This is a genomic window from Pantoea sp. F_5, from assembly GCF_008631595.1.
GTDB lineage: Bacteria > Pseudomonadota > Gammaproteobacteria > Enterobacterales > Enterobacteriaceae > Pantoea > Pantoea gossypiicola.
The window spans coordinates 21,563-40,846 of record NZ_VWUO01000002.1 but is presented as its reverse complement, the minus strand read 5'-3'; the positions used below and the strand labels follow the sequence as shown (position 1 = coordinate 40,846).

The 19,284-nt window shown below is 55.2% G+C and carries 12 protein-coding genes; 4 read left to right on the top strand and 8 right to left on the bottom strand.

Translation table 11 applies throughout. From position 1 onward, the window contains the following. Positions 1-31 precede the first annotated feature (31 nt). Positions 32-2,647, bottom strand: coding sequence for an aminopeptidase N (gene pepN, locus F3I44_RS02630; protein WP_150009875.1), 2,616 nt, complete (start codon positions 2,645-2,647; stop codon positions 32-34). A gap of 243 nt (positions 2,648-2,890) precedes the next feature. Between pepN and pncB the strand changes: the two genes are divergently transcribed. The 4 genes from pncB (at position 2,891) to F3I44_RS02610 (ending at position 8,481) form a co-directional block, all read left to right on the top strand. Further along, positions 2,891-4,096 (top strand): nicotinate phosphoribosyltransferase, encoded by a 1,206-nt coding sequence (pncB, locus tag F3I44_RS02625; protein ID WP_150009877.1) that lies wholly within the window; start codon positions 2,891-2,893, stop codon positions 4,094-4,096. Between the two features lie 156 nt (positions 4,097-4,252). Further along, on the top strand, positions 4,253-5,653 hold the full coding sequence (gene asnS, locus F3I44_RS02620; protein ID WP_150009879.1) for an asparagine--tRNA ligase: 1,401 nt from the start codon (positions 4,253-4,255) through the stop codon (positions 5,651-5,653). Between the two features lie 300 nt (positions 5,654-5,953). Next, the gene (gene ompF, locus F3I44_RS02615; protein WP_304621872.1) at positions 5,954-7,057 is read left to right on the top strand and encodes a porin OmpF; all 1,104 of its coding nucleotides are present in this window, start codon (positions 5,954-5,956) and stop codon (positions 7,055-7,057) included. A 233-nt stretch (positions 7,058-7,290) separates the two neighbouring features. Then, entirely contained in the window at positions 7,291-8,481 is a 1,191-nt protein-coding gene (locus F3I44_RS02610) for an amino acid aminotransferase (RefSeq protein WP_150009881.1), read from the top strand. 65 nt (positions 8,482-8,546) lie between these two features. On the opposite strand, the gene F3I44_RS02605 is transcribed toward F3I44_RS02610, so the two are convergent. The 7 genes from F3I44_RS02605 to cmoM form a co-directional block, all read right to left on the bottom strand. Further along, positions 8,547-9,176, bottom strand: a complete 630-nt coding sequence (locus F3I44_RS02605) for an MBL fold metallo-hydrolase (protein ID WP_150009883.1) — start codon at positions 9,174-9,176, stop codon at positions 8,547-8,549. Positions 9,177-9,215: 39 nt separating this feature from the next. Further along, positions 9,216-9,764 carry a YcbK family protein gene (locus F3I44_RS02600; RefSeq protein WP_150009885.1) on the bottom strand — a complete coding sequence of 183 codons (549 nt, stop codon included), beginning with the start codon at positions 9,762-9,764 and terminating at the stop codon, positions 9,216-9,218. Positions 9,765-9,950: 186 nt separating this feature from the next. After that, positions 9,951-11,762: a L,D-transpeptidase gene (ldtD, locus tag F3I44_RS02595; RefSeq protein WP_150009887.1), complete on the bottom strand. Its 1,812-nt coding sequence runs from the start codon at positions 11,760-11,762 to the stop codon at positions 9,951-9,953. Between the two features lie 147 nt (positions 11,763-11,909). After that, entirely contained in the window at positions 11,910-16,397 is a 4,488-nt protein-coding gene (mukB, locus tag F3I44_RS02590) for a chromosome partition protein MukB (protein ID WP_150009889.1), read from the bottom strand. Continuing rightward, on the bottom strand, positions 16,394-17,116 hold the full coding sequence (gene mukE, locus F3I44_RS02585) for a chromosome partition protein MukE (RefSeq protein WP_147788446.1): 723 nt from the start codon (positions 17,114-17,116) through the stop codon (positions 16,394-16,396). The genes mukB and mukE overlap by 4 nt, the downstream gene beginning before the upstream one ends. Next, the gene (mukF, locus tag F3I44_RS02580; protein WP_150009891.1) at positions 17,097-18,419 is read right to left on the bottom strand and encodes a chromosome partition protein MukF; all 1,323 of its coding nucleotides are present in this window, start codon (positions 18,417-18,419) and stop codon (positions 17,097-17,099) included. The genes mukE and mukF overlap by 20 nt, the downstream gene beginning before the upstream one ends. After that, positions 18,416-19,201, bottom strand: coding sequence for a tRNA uridine 5-oxyacetic acid(34) methyltransferase CmoM (gene cmoM, locus F3I44_RS02575; RefSeq protein ID WP_150009893.1), 786 nt, complete (start codon positions 19,199-19,201; stop codon positions 18,416-18,418). The genes mukF and cmoM overlap by 4 nt, the downstream gene beginning before the upstream one ends. Positions 19,202-19,284: the final 83 nt, after the last annotated feature.

The window sequence follows — 19,284 nt, the reverse complement described above, 5'->3', positions numbered from 1 at the left end:
GGGAGCGTCTCAGACGCTCCCTTTTGTATTATCAGGCGTTCAGTGCCCGGGTAATTTTTTCGTAGAGATCGCCGGAGAGTTTATCCAGCTCCAGCAGCTGCTCCAGCGCCTGACGCATCATCGCCTGACGGCCTTCGTCATAACGTTTCAGACGAATCAGCGGCTCCACCATTCGTGCCGCAACCTGCGGATTGCGGGTGTTCAGATCGGTGAGCATCTCCACCAGGAACTTGTAGCCACTGCCATCTTTAGCATGGAACGCGGCCGGGTTAGCTGAGGCAAAAGCCCCCACCAGCGAGCGAACGCGGTTTGGATTGCTCATAGTGAAGGAGCGATGATTCAGCAGCTGACGCACGTTGCGCATCACGTTAGCAGCCGGACTGGTCGCCTGCAGCACAAACCATTTGTCCATCACCAGACCATCCTGATGCCAGCGCTCATCGTAAGCCGCCAGCAGCGCATCACGGCACGGTAATTGAGCCGCCACAGCAGCGGAAAGCGCCGCGAGTGCATCGGTCATGTTGGTCGCCTGGTGATACTGCGTCTGCACCAGTTTGTCCGCCAGCTGTGCGTCGCTGAAGGCAAGATAGGTCAGGCAGATATTTTTCAGGCTGCGCTGACCAATCGCGTCATGCTCCACACGGTATTCAGGCTGCTGATTGGCGTTGTAGATCGCAAAGAACTCATCGGCCAGCTCGCGTGCCAGTGTGCGTTGCAGGGCGTCACGTACCAGCGCAATCGCCTGCGGATCGATAGTATCGAACAGCTCGGCAATCTCATTTTCTGACGGCAGCGTCAGGATCAACGCGGTCAGGGCCGGGTCACAATCGGTATCGAGCAGCACCGCGCGGAAAGCATCGGCAACATGCAGCGGCAGTGACAGATGCTGGCCCTGCTGATAGCGGGCAACGTTCAGGCGGATGTAGGTCGCCAGCAGGCTCTGAGCCGCATCCCAGCGGGAGAAGTCGTTGCGTGCATGACGCATCAGGAAAGTGAGCTGAGCATCACTCCATTTGTAGTCGAGCTTCACCGGCGCAGAGAATTCACGCAACAGCGACGGCACCGGCTGGAAGTAGACGTTATCGAAAATAAAAGTCTGGAACTCTTCGGTAACATTCAGTACATGATGCACCGGATGGCCGTTATTCTGCAGCGGGATCACCTTGCCTTCACCGTCATACAGCTCAATATCCAGCGGGATATGCAGCGGCAGTTTCTCTTTCTGATCGGCAGTGGCTGGCGTGTGCTGCGTAACGTGCAGCGTATACTGTTCAAGCTCCGGATTGTAATCATCGCGCACCGTCAGTACCGGCGTACCGGACTGGCTGTACCAGCGGCGGAACTGCGACAGATCGACATTTGAGGCATCTTCCATCGCCTGAACAAAGTCATCACAGGTGGCGGCGCTGCCGTCGTGACGATCAAAATAGAGCTTCATGCCCTTCTGGAAGTTCTCTTCTCCCAGCAGGGTGTGCATCATACGGATGACTTCAGACCCTTTTTCATACACCGTCAGGGTGTAGAAGTTGTTCATTTCGATAACCTGATCCGGGCGGATCGGGTGTGCCATCGGGCTGGCATCTTCGGCGAACTGCGCGCCGCGCACAATACGCACATTATCGATGCGGTTTACCGCACGTGAACCCAGATCGGAGCTGAACTCCTGATCGCGGAACACCGTCAGTCCCTCTTTCAGGCTGAGCTGGAACCAGTCGCGGCAGGTCACACGGTTACCGGTCCAGTTGTGGAAATATTCGTGACCGATAACCGCCTCAATGCCGAGGTAATCTTTGTCGGTCGCCGTTTCCGCTTTCGCCAGCACATATTTGGCATTGAAAACGTTCAGACCTTTGTTCTCCATGGCCCCCATGTTGAAGAAGTCCACTGCGACGATCATAAAGATGTCGAGGTCATACTCCAGGCCGAAACGCTCTTCATCCCACTTCATGCTGTTTTTCAGCGACGTCATCGCCCAGTCGGCACGGTCAAGATTCCCGCGATCAACGAAGATCTCCAGCGCCACATCACGTCCTGAACGGGTGGTGAAGCTGTCGCGCAGCACGTCGAAATCGCCCGCCACCAGCGCAAACAGGTAGCACGGTTTCGGGAACGGATCTTCCCACTTGACCCAGCTGCGGCCCTGCTCATCCCGGCCGCTGTCGATGCGGTTACCGTTGGAAAGCAGGAACGGATAACGCTCACCGTCGGCGTAAATCGTGGTGGTAAAACGTGCCAGCACATCAGGACGATCGAGATACCAGGTAATATGACGGAAGCCTTCAGCCTCACATTGGGTGCAGAGCGCCTCGCCCGATTTGTACAGCCCTTCCAGCGCGGTGTTCTGATCCGGATGAATATCATTGATGATTTTCAGGGTAAAGCTGTCCGGCAGCTGGCTGATGACCAGTGCGCCCTCTTCTTCACGAAAGGCCGTCCAGGGTTGCCCGTCGACCTCCAGCGCAATCAGCGTTAACGCTTCGCCGTCGAGTCGCAGCTCAGCCTGGCTGTCGCCCACGCGTTTAACCTGGCTGATGGCCGTTACACGGGTCGTCGACGCATCCAGTTCAAAAGTTAAATCGATATCGGTAATGGTGTAATCGGGCGCACGATAGTCGTGGCGATACTTGATTTGGGGCTGTTGCGTCATATTGCGTCTCGCGTTGTTATAAGTTTACCGGCAAAGTCTAAGCTTGTTACTACAAGCTTGCCACGCACAATGCACCTAAAGGGTGAAATGGCTACACTTTGTTAACAAAGGCACAGATTGGCCTCGACCCGTCCGACTGAAATATGCTGTGATCGGCTTCAGATAGTGAATTATACTTTTGCGTCTTTATGACTGTGTACAACACCGGGCACTGCGCCACCGAACAGGATGCTGAAACGCGCCATGACAGGACATGCTTCCCCGATACTGACCTCCCTGCTGGATACGGACGCCTACAAGCTCCATATGCAGCAGGCCGTTTTCCACCGATATCATGACGTAACGGTGGCGGCGGAGTTTCGCTGCCGCGGCGACGAACTGCTGGGTCTCTACGCTGACGAAATTCGTGACGCGATTACTGCTATGCAACACCTGGCGCTGACTGATGATGAAGCGACCTGGTTATCCCGCCTTCCCTTTTTCCAACAGGATTACCTCAGCTGGTTGCGCCAGTTCCGCTATAACCCGGAGCAGGTTGAGGTGCGCAATCACCACGGCAAACTGGAACTTCGAATCCAGGGACCGTGGCGTGAAGTGATACTGTGGGAGGTGCCACTGCTGGCGCTGATCAGCGAGATTGTGCATCGTCATCGCACGCCGCAGGTCACCACCCAGCAGGCGATCGACCATCTGCATCAGAAACTCGGCGACTTTAAGACGCAGGTGGCTGATCTTGATATGTCGCGCTTCCGCCTGATGGATTTCGGCACCCGCCGCCGCTATTCGCAGGATGTGCAGCAGTCGATTGTCTCCACGCTGAAGCAGGATTTTCCGTGGCTGATTGGCACCAGTAACTATGATCTGGCGCGCCGTCTGTCTCTGACGCCGGTTGGTACTCAGGCGCATGAGTGGTTCCAGGCCTTCCAGCAGATCAGCCCGGTTCTCGCCAACAGTCAGCGTGCTGCGCTTCAGGCGTGGCTGGACGAGTATGACGATCAGCTGGGTATCGCGCTGACCGACTGCATCGCCATGGATGCGTTCCTGCGCGATTTCGGTCCGGTGTTTGCCCGCCGCTATCAGGGACTGCGTCACGACTCCGGCGATCCGGTTGAATGGGGCGAGAAAGCGCTGGCGCACTATCAGAAGCTGGGTATCGATCCGCAAAGTAAACACCTGGTTTTTTCTGACAACCTGAATCTCGACAAAGCACTGGCGCTTTATCGCCACTTTGGCCAGCGGACGAATGTGGTTTTCGGTATCGGCACCCGCCTGACATGCGATATCCCGGGCGTCACGCCACTGAATATCGTCATCAAACTGGTGCAGTGCAACGGCAAACCGGTGGCGAAACTCTCCGACAGCCCGGGTAAAACGATCTGTCAGGACAAAGCCTTTGTCAGAGCGCTGCGTAAAGCCTTTGACCTGCCGCTGGTGAAAAAAGCGAGTTAAACCTCTTCTTATCGGGGCGTCAATACGCCCCGCCTCTGCTGTAATAAATCCGCTTTCCCCCTGAATTTTGCTTGTTTCCTGAAGACTCGCAAGTAACATAGCAAAACCCCGGATGGGGCAACTTTTAACTCACTTCTTCTATATAGAGAGATATTTATGAGCGTAGTGCCTGTAGCGGACGTACTGCACGGTCGCGTCGCGGTTGACAGTGAAGTCACCGTACGTGGTTGGGTGCGTACCCGAAGAGATTCCAAAGCCGGTCTTTCCTTCATCGCTGTCTATGACGGCTCCTGCTTTAATCCCGTTCAGGCTGTCGTCAATAATTCTCTGAATAATTATCAGGATGAAGTGCTGCGTCTGACCACGGGCTGTTCCGTTATCGTCACCGGTAAAGTGGTGGCATCACCAGGTCAGGGCCAGGCGTTTGAAATTCAGGCGACCAGCCTGGAAGTGGTCGGCTGGGTCGAAGATCCGGACAGCTACCCGATGGCGGCAAAACGCCACAGCATCGAGTATCTGCGCGAAGTGGCGCACCTGCGTCCGCGCACTAACCTGATCGGCGCGGTCGCCCGCGTTCGCCATACTCTGGCGCAGGCGCTGCATCGCTTCTTCCATGAAAATGGCTATTTCTGGGTTTCTACCCCGCTGATCACTGCCTCCGATACCGAAGGAGCTGGCGAGATGTTCCGTGTCTCGACGCTGGATATGGAAAACCTGCCGCGTAACGATCAGGGCAAAGTTGACTTCAGCGAAGATTTCTTTGGCAAAGAAGCCTTCCTGACCGTTTCCGGTCAGCTGAACGGCGAAACCTATGCCAGCGCCCTGTCGAAGATCTACACCTTCGGCCCGACGTTCCGCGCAGAGAACTCCAATACCAGCCGCCATCTGGCAGAATTCTGGATGCTGGAGCCGGAAATTGCGTTTGCCTCACTGGATGATGCGGCTGCACTGGCCGAAGCAATGCTGAAGTATGTCTTCAACGCGGTGCTGGAAGAGCGTGCCGATGACATGGCGTTCTTCGCTGAGCGCGTGGATAAAGACTCGGTTGAACGTCTTCAGCGTTTCATTACCACCGATTTTGCCCAGGTCGACTATACCGATGCGGTTGAGATCCTGATGAACTGCGGTCAGACCTTCGAGAATCCGGTTTCCTGGGGTATCGATCTCTCCTCAGAGCATGAGCGTTACCTGGCGGAGAAACACTTTAAAGCGCCGGTGGTGGTGAAAAACTATCCGAAAGACATCAAAGCGTTCTACATGCGCCTGAACGAGGATGGCAAAACCGTGGCGGCGATGGACGTTCTGGCACCGGGCATTGGTGAGATCATCGGCGGTTCACAGCGTGAAGAGCGTCTGGATGTGTTGGATGCGCGTCTGGAAGAGATGGGGCTGAATAAAGAGGATTACTGGTGGTATCGTGACCTGCGTCGCTACGGTACTGTGCCGCATTCTGGCTTTGGTCTGGGCTTTGAACGTTTAATCGCCTATGTGACTGGCGTGCAGAATGTCAGGGACGTTATCCCCTTCCCACGCACTCCTCGCAATGCGAGTTTCTGATATTCGGCATTAAATATAAGAAAATCATATATATAAAGAGGTCGGCACTGCCGGCCTTTTTTTATTTTTGTAAATTTTGAGTTCTCTCACAAAGTTCCGTCTTTTTTACATTTTGTAATACATATTTTCCTTTAGAAACCAGATTACGAGTTTAGTAGCATTTAAGCGCTAGAATTACGGCGGGTTGGATGGAAAGATGCGTGCAGACACAGGAAGACACCAAACTTCGCTCAGGGTTCTGTAAAGATTTCCTGACGGCAGTGGCAGGTGTACAAATAACTCCAATGAGGGTAATGAATAATGATGAAGCGCAATATTCTTGCAGTGGTTATCCCTGCTCTGTTAGCCGCCGGCGCAGCAAATGCTGCAGAAATCTATAACAAAGACGGCAACAAACTGGACCTGTACGGTAAAGCAGTCGGCCTGCACTACTTCTCTGATAACGATGGCAACGATGGCGACAAGTCATACGTTCGTTTCGGCTTCAAAGGTGAAACTCAAATTAATGACCAACTGACCGGTTACGGCCAGTGGGAATACAACATTCAGGCTAACAACTCTGAAGGGTCTGACGCGCAAGACGGTAACAAAACACGTCTGGGCTTCGCCGGCCTGAAATTTGGTGACGCTGGCTCAATCGACTACGGCCGTAACTATGGTGTGGTTTATGATGCAATCGGCTGGACAGATATGCTGCCAGAGTTTGGTGGCGACTCAGGTTACTCAGATAACTTCATGAACGGTCGTAGCACCGGCTTGCTGACCTACCGCAACACCAACTTCTTTGGTCTGGTAGATGGCTGGGATTTTGCCGTTCAGTATCAGGGCAAAAACGAACGTGACGAAATTCGTCGTTCAAATGGCGATGGCTGGGGCCTCTCAACCTCTTACGTTTCACCAATCGGCGTAGGTATTGTTGGTGCTTATAGCAGCAGCGATCGTACTGATGCACAGGCAGCCGGTGTAGCCGCTAACGGTACTGTTGTTGGTCAGGGCAAGCGCGCTGAAAACTGGGCAACCGGTCTGAAATATGACGCGAACAATGTTTATCTGGCCGCTTACTACGGTGAAACCCGTAATTCAACGCCATTCGATCTGACAATTGCTCCTGGTACCACCACGACTGCATTCGCTAATAAGGCTCAGAACATTGAGCTGGTTGCACAGTACCAGTTCGACTTCGGTCTGCGTCCTTCCGTTGCTTACGTGCAGTCTAAAGGCAAGGATATTGAAGGCGTGGGCGATGCTGACCTGGTTAAATACATCGACGTTGGCGCGACGTATTACTTCAACAAAAACATGTCTACCTATGTGGACTATCAGATCAACCAGCTGGATGACAACAACCGTCTGGGTCTGAATACTGATGACACCGTAGGCGTAGGCCTGGTTTACCAGTTCTAATTCTGCTTTAAGCATGTTGAAAAACGGGGCTCAGGCCCCGTTTTTTTATGGCTGTTATTTAGCTTGTCCGCGTTTCTTCCCGTCCTTTTGCTCAGCGTTAACCTCAGCTTCTCCTGATAGCAAAATCAAAGCCGCAAAATAGTCGATTTTGTCTCGCAAACGGTTGGCATTTGCCTGGCCGGGCGCTACCCTGACAGCTCTCTTGCTTACGTTCACGCTAATGGACCTGACACATGTTTGAATCGATCTCTGCTGCACCCGCCGATCCTATTCTCGGGCTGGCCGATCTGTTTCGTGCTGACGACCGCCCTGAAAAAATCAACCTGGGCATCGGCGTCTACAAAGACGAAACCGGCAAGACCCCGGTACTGACCAGTGTTAAAAAAGCTGAGCAATACCTGCTGGAAAACGAAACCACGAAAAACTATCTCAGCATTGATGGTCTGGCTGATTTTGCCCGCTGCACACAGGCCCTGCTGTTCGGCAATCAAAGCCCGCTGATCACCGCAGGCCGCGCCCGCACGGCTCAGACGCCAGGTGGCACAGGTGCGTTACGTGTAGCAGCAGATTTCCTCGCCACGCAGACCTCTGTAAAGCGGGTCTGGATCAGCAATCCGAGCTGGCCGAATCACAACAACGTATTCAATGCTGCCGGTCTTGAAGTCTGTGAATACCATTACTATGACGCAGCAAACCATACGCTGGATTTCGAGGGGATGCTGGCGTCACTGCAGCAGGTTCAGCCTGGCGACGTGGTGTTGTTCCATGGCTGCTGCCATAACCCGACCGGTATCGACCCGACGGCTGAGCAGTGGCAGCAGCTGGCGCAGCTGTCACAGACTAATGGCTGGTTACCGTTGTTCGATTTCGCCTACCAGGGCTTTGCCCGTGGTCTGGATGAAGATGCAGAAGGCCTTCGTATTTTTGCCGCGTCACATCAGGAGCTGATCGTCGCCAGCTCATACTCGAAGAATTTTGGTCTCTACAATGAGCGCGTGGGTGCCATCACGCTGGTAGCGGCCGACGCCGGCGTAGCAGAAACCGCATTCAGCCAGGTGAAATACACCATTCGTGCCAACTACTCCAACCCACCGGCGCATGGTGCTGCTGTTGTCGCCACCATTCTCGGTAACGACGCGCTGCGTACCATCTGGGAGCAGGAGCTGTCAGATATGCGTCAGCGCATTCAACGCATGCGTCAGCTGTTTGTGAACACCCTGGCGGAAAAAGGCGCGCAGCGTGACTTCAGCTTTATTATTAAACAGAACGGCATGTTCTCCTTCAGTGGCCTGACCAAAGACCAGGTGATTCGCCTGCGTGAAGAGTTCGGTGTCTATGCCGTTAACTCAGGCCGCGTGAATGTGGCGGGCATGACGCCAGACAATATGTCGGCGCTGTGCGAAGCGATTGTCGCCGTGCTGTAACGCTGACGACGAAAAAAATGGGCCATCAGGCCCATTTTTTTATTTCAGATAAAATGACAGATTGTTTACTGCAGGAAAGGATTACTGATGCGTTCATGCCCCAGTGTGGAAATCGGGCCGTGGCCAGGAACAAAAGTCACATCATCGCCCAGCGGCAGTAATTTTGTGTGGATGGCATCGATGAGTTGCTGATGATCGCCCTGTGGGAAGTCAGTACGCCCAACACCACCATTAAAAATCACATCGCCTGAAATCAGTAACCGTCCCGGACGGTCAAAGAACACGACATGGCCAGGTGAATGTCCCGGGCAGTGCAGAACGTCCAGTGTGGTCAGCCCGACCTGCACGCTCTCTCCCTCTTCCAGCCAGCGATCGGGGATAAAAGGTGCGCATTCGTCAAGTCCGAACATCCGGCTCTGAGTCGGCAGCGCTTCAAGCCAGAAGGCATCGCGCTTTTGCGGTCCGACAATCGGAATATGATAAAACGCTGCCAGTTCAACAGCGGCCCCGACATGATCAAGGTGTCCATGTGTCAGCAGAATCTGAGCGGGTTTAAGTTTTAGCTGTTCCAGCGTTTGTTTGATCAGTTCGGCATCGCCGCCTGGATCGACCAGTGCGGCTTCGCGAGTCGTATCGCACCAGATCACTGAGCAGTTCTGGGCAAAAGCGGTAACAGGAATAATGTGGTAATTCATAACGCTCCATGACCGGCTCACGCAGCGTTGCCGGTGTCACTACCAGTGCCTGATCGGACCGGTATCAATATGTACAAAGTTACTGCGGGGATAATATCCTACACCACCCGCACGCAGAGATAACGCCGCTTTGCGTACATTCGCCAGCGAAACCCCTTCAATATGAAAATCCATCGCCTGGCCTTTGGTGTGATAGCTGTGCTTTGCTACTCCCGGACCACTCTCACGTAACATGTTGTTGGTTGCCAGTGAACGATAGCCGGAAACGAGCTGGATCGGTTTACGTATACCCAGCAGCGCCTGCAGGCGGAAAATCTGGTCAAACAGATGTGGATCGATGCTTTTCACTTTGTTGGCACGATAGTCACGGAAAAAATGATTTAATCGTGACAGCTCATCCTTATCGTAACTCTTACCATTAAAAAACTCAGTTTTAAGGGTTTCACCGGTATGAAGATTATTAAGCATCAATACACGCGGGCGAGACGTAGAGAGCGAGGCCCTTGCAGAAGCGGGCAATAATGCCAGTCCGGCGGCGGCACTACCGCACAGCAGTAGTTTGCGACGAAAAGAATCAATAGTAGACATGTAACGGTTTACCTGAGAGCGAAGCCATAGAAATGTGCAAAAAGCGCACAGGCCGAACCATAACTTTCTCCCGGAGAAGCGTCAACCCATCTGCTATGAGTTTGCGAGGCGATCCCCTGAGGGATCGCCATCTGATAAAATTTTTCGTTAAGAGGATTTGCGGGGGGAACGATTTAAAATCAATTACTAGAGCAGCAATTGCTCGGCCCGACTCAGGGCCTGAGTGCCCGAACGAGCAGTGTCATCGTAATTGTAAATATCTGTACGGAACTGAGGTTTGCCATCATCAGCGACCCACGCCGTCAGATAATAGAGATTGACCGGAATGCGGTGGCGAATCGGCACATAGCGGGTGTCACCCTCTTTCAGCGTGCTGGAAATTCGGGCGTCATTCCAGCCCGCATCCTGCAACAATAACCCTGCCAGTTCAGATGCTTTGTTCACCCGCACACAGCCTGAACTGAGTGCACGGATATCACGCTGGAACAGGTTATGGTTTGGCGTGTCATGCAGGTAGATTGCATCTGAACTCGGCATATTAAATTTATACCGTCCCAGCGCATTCGCCACGCCCGGAGCCTGAATCAACCGGTAAGGGAACGATGAGGCGGTGACCATGCGCCAGTCGATCATGCTGGGATCAATCACTTCAGCGTCTGCACTCCAGCCTGACAGCAGGGTATACCCATGCTTGTAGAGATAGGTTGGATCCTGCTTCACTTTCGGAATAATGTCTTTACGCACCAGCGTTGTCGGCACATTCCACGGTGGGTTAAGCACGACATTATTCAGCGCACTGCGCATGAGTGGCGTTTTACGATCGGGACGACCGACGATGACGCGCGATGAGAGAATCTTGTTGCCGTTGTTGTAGTAGATCAGCGAGTAGTTGGCGATGTTCACCATGATGCCATTGTGCATATCGTCCGGCAGCAGGCGCAGGCGCTGAATATTCAGCGCCAGCAAAGAAGCACGCATCTGCGGAGAGACGTTAAGCCACTGACGCGTTCTGGCACCGATAGCACCATCGCCATCCAGTCCCTGCCACTGCTGGAAACGCTTCACCGCCGCCACCAGCGTCTCGTCATAAATATTGGCGGTATTCCCATCCAGCGTCGAACTCTGAACGTTACCCGGTGATTGTGGCGAAGGTGTAAGCAGATTAGTGACTGGCGCGGCGGAAGGACTCACCGCGACCGGCTGGTCGCTGTGCGTCACCGGCGACGGCGCGACAGGCACCGCATCGTCATCCGGTGCGGGGGCGTTAACCTGCGCCGTTAACATACCGCTGCGCTGCAGAATTTCACGCAGAGCAGGAACGTCATCACTGACCTGACCGGGACGCAGGGTTTCACTGCTTTTTAGTTGCGGCCATGGCTGTTTATCGCTGAGCAGTGTTTTCAGCGCGGCGTGCATGGGCTGATACTGTGGGTGCTGCGGCTGTAATGAGACAATGAACGTGTCAGCTGAACCCGCATTAACTGCGTTTTGCCACTGATTTACCACTGCTACCGATGGCTGGGTCAGCCTGTAAGGAACGTTGCTGTAGAGCCAGGTTTCCCCCTGCGTCGGCACGTTAGAGACAAACTGCAGGTAGCCCAGCATGGCATCGGAGAGCGCGACGTCGCGGGCAAAGCCGGTAATAGCCGGGTTAGTCAGACGGTCAACCCAGCGCGTGAACTGCGGCTGGACGCCAGAGAGAGCCACCTCAGCCAGCTGCTGCTGAAACTTCTGAACCGCCTGCTCATCCTGCCAGAGCGGCTGCATGTGGCGGGACGCATAGAGCGTTGCCAGCGGTCCCAGATAAAAAGGCTGGTCGGCACTGGAAAAAGCCTGACGGATGCGGTGCTGACTTTCAGAAACGGAGATAGCCGCCTGCGTTGTCCCTGGCATCGCGGCGATGACAGCGGCCTGTGGTAGCGTAAATGGAACAGCGGTTAGCGCCAGCGCTAACAATGATAAAACGCGATGATGATTTAATTTTTTTACCAGCAACATCCCTGCCCCCTTAACTTTCAACTTCGCAATGTTCCCTGTATCCACTGCGACCGCGCCGTGACTCATAATGTGAGTATACAAACAAAAACGGCATTTGCCTCATGGGACAAATGCCGTTATCAGATTAACCAATGGTTCAGTTTTTGACTACGTTTCGGCCTGCGATTTTTCAGCAGTCAGATCGGGTAGCGCATCGGCTTCGCTTACCGCACGCACCGGTGAAGGATCGGCCGCAAAACCACGCAGCCCGACCACATGCACATGCTCGGTGTTATTAAACACTTTACGTACCAGTTTGTAGGTCGTGCCTTTCTCCGGGCTGATATTCTCCGGCGCGGCAATCACCAGCTGCATCTCCAGTCGCTCACAGAGTTCAAACAGTGTGGCGATGGAGCGGGCATCCAGACGGGCCGCTTCATCCAGGAACAGCAGTCGGCAGGGTGAAATATCTTTGCCGCGCAGACGACGTGACTCCTCTTCCCAGCTCTGCACCACCATCACCAGAATCGACATACCGGTACCGATCGCCTCGCCCGTTGAGAGCGCACCGCTTTCTGCACGCAGCCAGCCATCGGAACCCCGGTTAACTTCAACTTCCATTTCCAGATAGTTGCGGTAGTCGAGCAGCTCCTCACCAATGGTCTGCGGCGTCCGCTGACCCATGTCGATATGCGGATTAAGACGCTGATAAAGTTTCGCCAGCGCCTCAGAGAAGGTCAGGCGGTTGCTGTTGAACAGATCCTGATGCTGCTCATGCTCTTCTGACAGCGTATCCAGCAGCATAGCGTGGGTTTCACGCACGTTCACGTTGAGCCGCACGCTGCGGACCTGACCAAAGCTGACGGTCTGCAGCCCCTGGTTGAGCTGGCGGATGCGGTTCTGTTCACGCTGGATCGTTTTGCGGATGATGTTTGCCGCACTGCGTGAACTGATCGCCAGCATCTGCTCACGCGCGGTCAGCTCTTCGGTCAGACGGTTCAGTTCGATTTCCATCTGCTCAATCGCTTCGACCGGATCGTCAGTACGAATAATATCCTGACGAATACGCTCACGCAGATGCTGATAGACCGCAATAAAGAACTGAATCTTACGTTCAGGACGTTTTGGATCTTCCGACAGCCGCAGTACGTCGCGCAGATGTTCGTTATCCGCCACCGCCAGACGCAATGCACCCAGCGCCTTATCCGACATCGAACGCAGCTCATCGCCGCTCAGATAAGCCAGTTCACGACGATGCAGACGGCGCTCAACGCCATTCTCTTTAACCAGACGCAGTACGGTACACCAGCCCGCTTTCGCGCTGACCACCTGTTCACGCACCTGATGATACTGACGCTCCAGCTGACGCAGGCGCTTCTGCAGGTTATCCATCTCCGCTTCACAGAAGGTGAGCTGTTTCTCCAGCTGATTGCGGCGGGCGCGGTTGTGGCTCAATGCAGTGTAAAGCTCGTCACGACGAACGCGCGCGCGTTCCTCTGCGCTGCTGTCAGCCTGGACGCCAATGTCCTGCATCTCCTGCTGCAACTCTTTCAGCATGTCGCGCTTGGCGTCATAAGCGCTTTTCAGCGAAGCCAGCACCTGCGAGTATTGCGTCAGCTGTGTTTGATGTTCACGCAGGCGATCGCGGCTGCGGCTGCGTTCACCCTCAGCCTGCTCAAGACGCTGACGCAGCTTATCGCTGAGGTCGTTGTTGCCGTTGAGCATGCTGGCAGAGTCGTCATAGCTGAAGTGAGCGCGACGCTGCACCACTTCTGTCAGCGCAAAGGCCTGCTGACGCGCGTTACGCTGCTGCTGCTGCGCCTGCTGATAATCCGCCTGTAGTTGCTCGTGCTGTTCCGGATCGCTCTGCAATACGGCGAGGATCGGTTCCAGTTTCGCCAGCTTCGCGCCATGCTGATGCAGGAAGCGCGCCGCGTCCTGTGCCGCATCGACCTGCTCACGGATCTCTTCGCAGCGATCGCCCAGCGTATCGTCCAGCAGCAGGTTGACGCGTGGCAGCAGTCGGTTTAACTGCGACACGCCCTCTTTCGCCAGCTCATACTGCTGCCGCTGCTGCTGATTATTGCTCTCATGCTGATTCAGCGCCCGTTCCAGTTCACCCCGACGCGCGCCCAGCTGACGGATCTGCGCTTCCGGGTCGGCATCAAAGGCAACGGCCAGATGTGTGCCGATAAAGCGGCTGAATGACTGATGCAGACGCTGCGTTTTCTGCACATCGAACGACAACGTAGCGTAACGCTCAGCCAGTTTGTCGCGCTCAAGGTGCAGCAGCTCCAGCTGATTTTCGCGCGCTGCGCGACCAAACAGCGGGATTTTCGGGAAGCGGGAGTAGCGCCACTGACGCTCTGCCACTTTCACCACGACGGCATTCTGCAACTCATCAACGCTGAAGACACTGTCATCGAATGACTGCGGATCACCCTCGATTAGATAGAGATCTTCCGGGCACTCCTCCAGACCATCCAGCATCTCACGCACGCGGGAGAGATCTGGCACCACGATCGCATGACGTGACGGACCATAGAGTGCCGAGAAGTACGGCGCATCATCCAGGGTCACATCATCATAAATCTCAGAGAGTAATACGCCGCCAAAGCGTTCGGCGAGTTGGGTCAGACGCGCATCTTCCGCTCCGCCCGGCTGACTGAGCCGCTCAATCTGCTGCTCGATATCACGTTTGCGTGCCGCCACTTCGTCGCGCTCGACGGTGGTTTCACGCTCGCGCTCCAGCAGTTGCTGCATAAATTCGGTGACGTCCTGGCTGCTGTTTAGTGCCTGGCCGGTCTGTTCGCTGAGCTGGGTCAGGATCTCCTGCGCCGCCAGCCAGTGTGGCGCACGGGCGGTCAGGCTGGTGATGCGTTCGCGCAGCTGTTCCAGCTCCTGACGCATCATCATGCGCTGCTCACCGGCATCCGAGACGCTGCTGTTGAGCTGTTCGATCTGCGCTTCAAGCTCCTGCTGCAGGCCAGCCAGCGCATCCGCTTCGTAATGCTGCCCCTGACGCTTGCAGAACTCGGCCAGAAGCCGCTCCGCCTCATGCTGCTCGCGCAGGCGCTGTTCCAGCTCATTGAGACGCAGACGGAGCGACGAGAGCTGTTCGGCGTGATGACGCTGATTGCTGGCATCACGCAGCAGTTCGCGGCCGGTCTGCCAGGCATCCTGACGGGTCACGTCACCGGCAATGCTGGTCACCAGCGCCAGCGCCTGTTCAAACTGACTGTGCGCGGCTTCGGCCACGCTCAGCTTCTGCTCCAGGCGCAGCAGGCGTTCTGTCGCCTCTTCCTCTTTAGCCTGGAAGCTCTCCTGCCATTCTGCAGCGTTATCGATGGTCAGATCGGGCAACTGGCACAGCGTGCGGGCGCGTTCCAGCGCCTGCAAGGCCTGCTGATACTGGATGGCGCGCGTTTGCTGCACGTCGAGTGCCTGCTGGAAATCGGCCAGCTGGCTTTTCAGCTCATCGACTTCCAGCTCAGCCGCTTCGGCACGCGCTTCATTCTCTTCCTGAATTTCGCGCGCTTCGGCAACCACTTCGGTCTGCTCTTCCAGACGCAGCGTCAGATCTTCGATATCCGCATCGTAGCGCTCAATCTTCTCCTGCTGCCGCATCGCCGTCTGCACCAGATTCAGGTGATCGCTGGCAGCCTGATAATCGACTTCGAGATCGTTCTCTGCGCCACTATGCTCCGCCAGCTCGCGCGCCATCTCCACGTGACGATATTGCTCGGTGGCGAGTTGCTTACGGCTGCTGAACAGCTCACCGCGTAGCTGTAATGCGCTGTCGAGATGTCCACGGCGCTCGTTGGCGTGACGCATGTAGTCAGCCGACACGTAGCTGGTCGCCTCGGAGATGAGATGCTTGAAGAGGTCGCGGTCGGACTGGGTAACGCGGATCGCCTCCAGCGTCATACGGTTTTCGCGTAGCGCAGCTTCCATATCCTGGAACGCTTTACGCACGCCGCTGTTTTCAGGCAGCAGGTAATCACGCAGCGATCGGGTGATGGCGCTGGAGATACCGCCATAGAGCGAGGCTTCGATCAGACGATAGAACTTGCTGCGATCGCTGGCAGAGCGCAGACGACGCGGCACCACGCCCAGATCAAACAGCATGGCGTGATAATCCGTCACCGAGTTATAAGCGCGGAACTGCACGCCTTCCTGTGCCTCAACCCGCTCTTTTACCTCATTCAGCGGTAAGACGCGTGCCTGACGGCTGTTAAGCACTTCCGTCAGCATGTCGGTCGGGTTGGTGTCGGTTGGCAAACCGTGGATACTGAATGGCTTGATGTCGACCTTTTTATCGCGTCCGGCAACCTGTTGCAGACGCACACCGACCACCACACGCTGATGGCGTGAGTTCACTACGTCCAGCATTGAGTAGCAGACGCCGGCCCGCAATTTACCGTGAAGACCCTTATCACGGGATCCCGACGTCGCGCCCGCTTCGGTGGTGTTACGGAAGTGCAGCAGGGTTAAATCGGGGATCAGTGCGGTGACAAATGCCGCCATGGTGGTGGATTTACCCGCACCGTTACCGCCTGACAGCGTGGTCACTAATTCATCAAGATCAAAGGTACGGGCAAAAAAACCGTTCCAGTTGATCAGCGTAAGCGAACGAAACTTTCCGCGCTCAATCATGCCTGTTCTTCCTCTGCGTTCTCACTGTCGCCTTCCTGCCCTTCACTTTCATCGGTGTCGATCGGTGCAGTCGCATTTTCCAGTAGCATGGCTTCGCCATCACGAATCAGGCGCAGCTGCGCTTCACGGGCATCATCACCGCCGCGCACGTCTGCACCAAAGCGGAACACCGATTCCGTAATACGGAATTTGCTGCTGTCGTTACCGAAGAACCACACCATCCCAAGACGGCGCAGGCGGCTCAGAGAGGCGCGCACTTTCTCCTGCAGCTTCGTGCGATCCAGATCCGAACCGGTCGAACGCTGGTTAACCAGCTTCAACAGACGGTTCTCGTCGGCCAGCGAGAGCAGTTCGTCATACAGCTCCTGCTGGGTGAAGATCCCCTCATTCGCCAGGCGTTCCGGGCTGAGATAGAGGTAGCAGAGAATCTTCCCGACCATCATGTCCAGCTCAGAGAGCACAGAACGCGGAATCAGTGTGGTTGAACGCGGACGCAGATAGAAAAAGCCTTCCGGCGCACGAATTAACTCAACGTTATAGCGGGTGTAAAACTCTTCGAGAAATGACTGGTAGTCCATCAGAAAAGCGTGGTTATCCAGCTCTTCAATTCCGATATGGCGTCCGGCGCGTAACTGGCTGTCCAGCGCGGGAAAAATCGGGTTGGCCAGTGCCTGTGCCAGCTTAACCGGCATCACTTGTTCAATATTTGTCGATGACATGTGCCTGCACCTTGGCTCCGTAATCATTGATGGCTTGCCATTCCACAGGCAAACCGGCTAAATCAGCTTCCGCTACGCCAAGGCGTACCGCCTGGTCCACCACAATGCGCGCCAGGTCGAAATGGCGGGCGCGTGGATACTGGGCCAGGTAGTCACGCATCACTGACGCGAGGTTGAGCGGTTTTTGTTGCGATTTGTAGATCTGCAGCGCTTCTTCAATCATCGCTGCCAGCTGTTCGCGAATTTCGTTAATCTCTTCGTATTCCATCTCTGGCGGCAGTTCGCCCATCACTTCGTCATTCCGCAGCGTCAGTGCCTCATCGCGCATGTCATACAGGCGGTCGGCATTGGCGTAGGTCAGCGCCCAGGGCGCGTCGAAGTAGTTCTGTACCGATACCCGCAGGCGCTGAGCAAAGACGCGATTTTTATCCATGTCGATGGCGGTACGAATAAATTTATGGACGTGCCGGTCATAGCCGATCCACAAGTCAATCGCCTGCTGGCCCCAGCTGGTAATACGGTCGAGTTTGCTTTGCAGATCAAATACCAGCTTATCGACGAAGCCCAGGTCCGGGCTGTCCAGCGTGGCATCCTGAATGCGCAGCAGGTTTTCCTGAAGCTTGTCGCCCGCCGCTTCCAGCGTATCCTGCAGTTCACGTAGCGTCCCGGAGGTTTCAGAGAGCAGCATTTCACAGCTGGAGATCGCCGCACGCCAGTCTTTATTCAGCAGTTCAGCGATATCGTTTTTCACCGCCTGCTGCTGTTCATCCATCAGACGCTGGGTCATATCGATGCTGTCGAAGATCTCCGCCACCGAATATTTCAGCGGCGCGAAAACATTGCGATGCCAGTGAAACTCATCGCCATTTTCCTGCGCGGCATCAGCTGCCCGCTTGAGCTCGCTGGCCACAATCGACAGCTGCATCGACAGGCGCAGCGTTGAAAACTCACGCTGACGGATGTAGTAGTCGGTGATGCCGATCGCCAGCGGCGTCAGCCGATAGATAGCATTGCCTTCGGTGAGTTCACTGGTAAAGCGGTTGAGCAGGCGCTGACGCACCATGTCGTTGATGGCGTTGTTGGCACGAACCAACACGGTTTCATGGGTTTGTTCAAAAGCTTTACTGACATGACGGAAAGCGTCAATCAGATCGCCTTCGCTCATTTCGCCATCCATCCGCTCACCGTTAAGGGTGGCGATAGCCAGCAAAAAGGCCAGACGTTCCACTGGCAGCGCAAGGGAAAAATCATTTTTGCGCGCCCAGGATACCAGTTCAGGTACCGTCTGGGAAAATTCACTCATAATTCGTCCTTCTGCCCCGGTTTACGCGCGGTCACATGGATGTAGCGCCCTAAGCTTAAAAAGGGTTCCTGACGGCAGTAACGCCGCTCCATCTCAATAATTTCGTCGTCGCTTTTTGGCTCGCCTTTCGGCGGTTTCATGTAGTCACTGAATACCCGGATCCCGGCACGCTGCTCAATCACAAAGCCACACGCCTCCAGCCAGCGATAGACCTGCTCGGGGTCGCGCGGATAGTCAGGCGACAGGGTTCGTTTTTTGCGTTTAGTCAGGTTGGTGCGCAGATAGCCGAAGTTACCCAGCGTTAGGGTGCGCAATGTCAGGCCGTGCAGATTGTAAAACATCAGCGACATGACGCCCCCCGGACGCAGCAGATCGAACAGCGCTTTGAGCACCTTCTCCGGTTCAGCGACCCACTCAAGCACAGCGTGGAACAATACCAGATCCACCGGCTTATCCAAATGTTCGCCCACCTGCTGCGCGCTAATTTGTCTGAATTGCATGTTGTGGCTCACACCCTGTGCCAACGCATTTTCGGCGGCCCGGCGCAGCATCTCAGCAGAGAGGTCGCACAGCAGAACCTGATGGCCCTGTGCAGCCAGCCCGCTGGAGACCTGGCCGACACCGCCGCCAGCATCCAGTACCGACAGCGGATGGGGTGACAGGCCGGGCACTATCTTCTCCAGCTCATCCCGGAGGATGGCCTGGCGTATCTTCCCTTTGGTGGTGCCGTAAATATTTTGCGAAAATTTATCCGCGAGATCGTCAAAGTTACGATCCTGCATGGCATGCGCTCCGGTATGCTGCGGTGAGACTTGTGCTATTTTGTCACAGGCATCAGAAGAATGAACCTTTCATCCCCATCTTC